The organism is Kitasatospora sp. NPDC057512 (assembly GCF_042802135.1).
Taxonomy (GTDB): Bacteria; Actinomycetota; Actinomycetes; order Streptomycetales; family Streptomycetaceae; genus Kitasatospora.
In genome coordinates this window covers 1-3,679 of sequence record NZ_JBHVET010000790.1, presented here as the reverse complement: position 1 = coordinate 3,679, position 3,679 = coordinate 1, and the positions used below count along the sequence as shown (strand labels likewise).

The 3,679-nt window shown below is 74.9% G+C and carries 3 protein-coding genes; 1 reads left to right on the top strand and 2 read right to left on the bottom strand.

What is annotated here, in order from left to right:
• Nucleotides 1-1,521: protein kinase (locus ACFU6K_RS33760; RefSeq protein WP_380669597.1), on the bottom strand; the 1,521-nt coding region annotated here is incomplete at its 3' end.
• Nucleotides 1,522-1,773: 252 nt separating this feature from the next.
• Here ACFU6K_RS33760 and ACFU6K_RS33755 point away from each other — a divergent pair.
• Nucleotides 1,774-2,337 (top strand): hypothetical protein, encoded by a 564-nt coding sequence (locus ACFU6K_RS33755; protein ID WP_380669595.1) that lies wholly within the window; start codon nt 1,774-1,776, stop codon nt 2,335-2,337.
• Between the two features lie 90 nt (nt 2,338-2,427).
• Here ACFU6K_RS33755 and ACFU6K_RS33750 read toward each other — a convergent pair whose 3' ends face one another.
• Nucleotides 2,428-3,555 (bottom strand): GuaB3 family IMP dehydrogenase-related protein, encoded by a 1,128-nt coding sequence (locus tag ACFU6K_RS33750; RefSeq protein WP_380669599.1) that lies wholly within the window; start codon nt 3,553-3,555, stop codon nt 2,428-2,430.
• Nucleotides 3,556-3,679 lie beyond the last annotated feature (124 nt).

Sequence of the window (3,679 nt, the reverse complement as noted above, 5' to 3'; positions counted from 1 at the left end):
GGGCTGAGCCGGTGCCGCCGGAGGCTGGACGGGAGCCGCCGGCGCACCGGCGGACTGCGCGGGCGCGTCCGGCGCCGCGGCCGGGCCGCCGGTCGGCTGGGCGGGCGCCGGCGCGGGCGCGGGTTCGCCCGCCGGTGCCGACGTCGGCACCGGCTCCGTACCGGTCGCCACCGGCGAGGTGGCACCCGCGCTCTGCGAGGCCGCGCCGTTCGAGCCGCCGTCCTCGGTGCCGACCATCCGGACGACCGCCACCACTCCCGCGATCAGCAGCAGCACCACGATCACGGTGGCGATGGCCAGCCGCCGCCGGCCGGTGCGCGGATCGGCCCCGGCCGCCTGCGTCGCCCCCATCGTCCACTCGCTGGTCACCGGCCGGATCGGCTCCGCGCCCGGCTCCTCCGACGGCTTCCCGGCGGGCTCCGTGTCCTGGGCCCGGCTGCCGACCCGGACCGTCCCCAGCAGCCCGCCCACCGACCGCTTGCGGCCGTTCCCGGCCTGCTCCGGCTCCTTCGCCGAAGGCTCCGAGGACTCCGCCGAGGTCGACGGCTCGGACGGCTTCGCGGCGCTCGACGCCTCCGCCGGCCCCGCCGCCTTCGACAGCCCCGACACCTTCGACGCCTTCGGCTCCGGCTCCTCGGCCGGCTTCTCCAGCGGCACCGCGTGCTCGGTGGTCGACTCGGACCGCGCGGTCGCCTCCGCGACCACCCGCTTGAGCATCGACCGGGTCTGCGAGGCGTCCAGCCGCTCCGCCGGGTCCTTCGCCAGCAGCCCCTCGATCACCGGCCGCAGCGGCCCGGCGTTCACCGGCGCGATCAGGTCCTCGGTCATCACCGCGGTCAGCGTGGCCAGCGCCGAGCCCCGGTCGTAGGGCGGCCGGCCCTCGACCATCGCGTACAGCGTGCCGCCCAGCGACCACAGGTCGGCCGGCGGCCCGGGCTTCTGCCCGCGGGCCCGCTCCGGGGAGATGTACGAGGGCGCGCCGACGAGCATCCCGGTCGAGGTGACGGAGGCGTCGCCCTCCACGCTGGCGATGCCGAAGTCGGTGAGCACCACCCGGCCGTCCTCGCCGATCAGCACGTTGGACGGCTTGACGTCCCGGTGCAGGATCCCGAGCGCGTGCGCCGCGCTGAGCACGCCCAGCACGTCGAGCGCGATCTCCGCCGCCCGGGCGGGGGCCAACGGCCCGTCCTCCCGCACCACGTCGGCCAGCGAGCGGGACTCGACCAGCTCCATCACGATCCACGGCCGGTCGTCCTCGTCGACCACGTCGAAGACCGTCACCGCCGAACTGTGCCGGATCCGCGCGGTCGCCTTGGCCTCGCGCAGCGTCCGGGTGATCAGCCGGTGCTTCTCCTCCTCGTCGACGCTGGCGTTCATCCGCAGTTCCTTGACCGCGACGGTCCGGCCCAGCATCTCGTCCTCGGCGCGCCAGACCGTGCCCATGCCGCCGCGCCCGAGCACGCCGTTCAGGCGGTAGCGGCCGGCCAGGAGGCGGCCGGTGGAACCCTGCGCCTGGGTCATTCGGAACGTTCCCCCATGTGCTGCTGGCGGTCGTGGTGACGGCGCGTCGGCCCGACCTGGGGCCCGGACGCCCAAGCCTCCATCATCCCCTGTCCGGAGGGCCCGCGACCACCCGGCCCCCGCATCGAGCCGGTACGAACCGGAACGGAGGCGGCGCTCCGTGCCCGATCTGTGATCGAAAACTCGCCAAGATCTGTCCGGACCACTGCTACCGTTCGGCAGCTCATCGTATTCCGGGGGGATTCGACGCCCATGACCGCACCCGCACCGGGCACTGACGGCCCATCGATCCGGCCGCACACCGCCCAGCACTACTCGGTCGCACCGCCCCCCGTCTCCCCCGAGGGCTACGTCGCCCCGGGCATGCCCGGCGCCCCCGTGGCCGGCTTCGACCCCGCCGAACCCGAGCCCCGAACCACCCCCCGCCACCGCACCGCCCTGGCCGTCTCCCTCGCCCTCCTCGCCATGCTCCTCGGCGGCCTCGCCTACGGCAGCGCCCCGCTGCGCGCCGCCGACAGCCTCGGCTGGCTGGCCATCGCCCCGGCCGGCCTGGTCGCACTCCCGCTCGGCCGGCTCGGCGGCCAGGGCCGCCTGCTCCCCCCGCTCGGCGCCCTCCTCGCCGCCGGCGCCCTCCTCCTCGGCCAGCTGATCGAGCACCTCCGCCGCGTCCACGCCGACGGCCCGGCCCCCGGCGGCCTGCTGCACGACACCGTCACCGCCTGGCGCGCCGACCTCCGCCCCCTCGACGCCGCCTTCTACGCCATCGCCCTGATCGGCGGCTTCCTCCTCACCCGCCGCAGCGCCACGCGGAGTTGACCACCAGCACCGAGACGACCGCGTCCCCGCGCCGGAAAAGGAGAAGGCCCCCGCCGTCACCCGGCAGGGGCCCCTCGATCAGGTCAGGACTCAGCGGTGGTCGAGCGCCGGGTTGACGGTGACCTCGACCCGCTGGAACTCCTTGAGCTCCGTGTAGCCCGTGGTGGCCATCGCCCGCCGCAGCGCACCGAACAGGTTCATGGTCCCGTCCGGCGTGTGCGAGGGACCGGTCAGGATCTCCTCGGTGGTCCCGACCGTCCCGAGGTCCACGCGCTTGCCGCGCGGCAGCTCCTCGTGGACGGCCTCCATGCCCCAGTGGAAGCCCTTGCCCGGGGCGTCCGTCGCCCGGGCCAGCGCGGCACCGATCATGACCGCGTCCGCGCCGCAGGCCACGGCCTTCGGGATGTCCCCGCTGTAGCCGACGCCGCCGTCCGCGATCACGTGCACGTAGCGGCCACCGGACTCGTCCATGTAGTCGCGACGGGCGGCCGCCACGTCGGCCACGGCGGTGGCCATCGGCACCTGGATGCCCAGGACGTTCCGCGTGGTGTGGGCGGCGCCCCCGCCGAAGCCGACCAGCACACCGGCGGCACCGGTCCGCATCAGGTGCAGGGCCGCGGTGTACGTGGCGCACCCGCCGACGATCACCGGGACGTCCAGCTCGTAGATGAACTGCTTGAGGTTGAGCGGCTCGGCGGCGCTGGAGACGTGCTCGGCCGAGACGGTGGTGCCGCGGATGACGAAGACGTCGACTCCGGCGTCCACCACGGCCTTGGAGAACTCGGCGGTGCGCTGCGGCGAGAGCGCGGCGGCGGTGACCACGCCGGAGTCGCGGACCTCCTGGATCCGCTGCTTGATCAGCTCGGCGCGGATCGGCGCGGCGTAGATCTCCTGGAGCCGGCGGGTCGCGACGGACTCGTCGGTGATCGCGGCGATCTCGTCCAGCAGCGGCTGCGGGTCCTCGTAGCGGGTCCACAGGCCTTCGAGGTTCAGCACGCCCAGACCGCCGAGGCGGCCGATCTGGATGGCCTGCTGCGGCGAGACCACGCTGTCCATCGGGGCGGCCAGGAACGGCAGCTCGAAGCGGTAGGCGTCGATCTGCCAGGCGATCGAGACCTCCTTCGGGTCCCGGGTCCGGCGGCTGGGGACGACGGCGATGTCGTCGAAGGCGTACGCCCGTCGGCCGCGCTTGCCTCGCCCGATCTCGATCTCGGTCACTTCGAGCCCTTCTGCTTTGTTGCTCATGCCCGCCGGGTCACCCCGGCCGCCCCCCAGTATCCCGTACTGCCGCTGCTCCCGCCCCGACGGCCCGCGCCCGGGCGCACCGGCAGGGGCCCGCCGC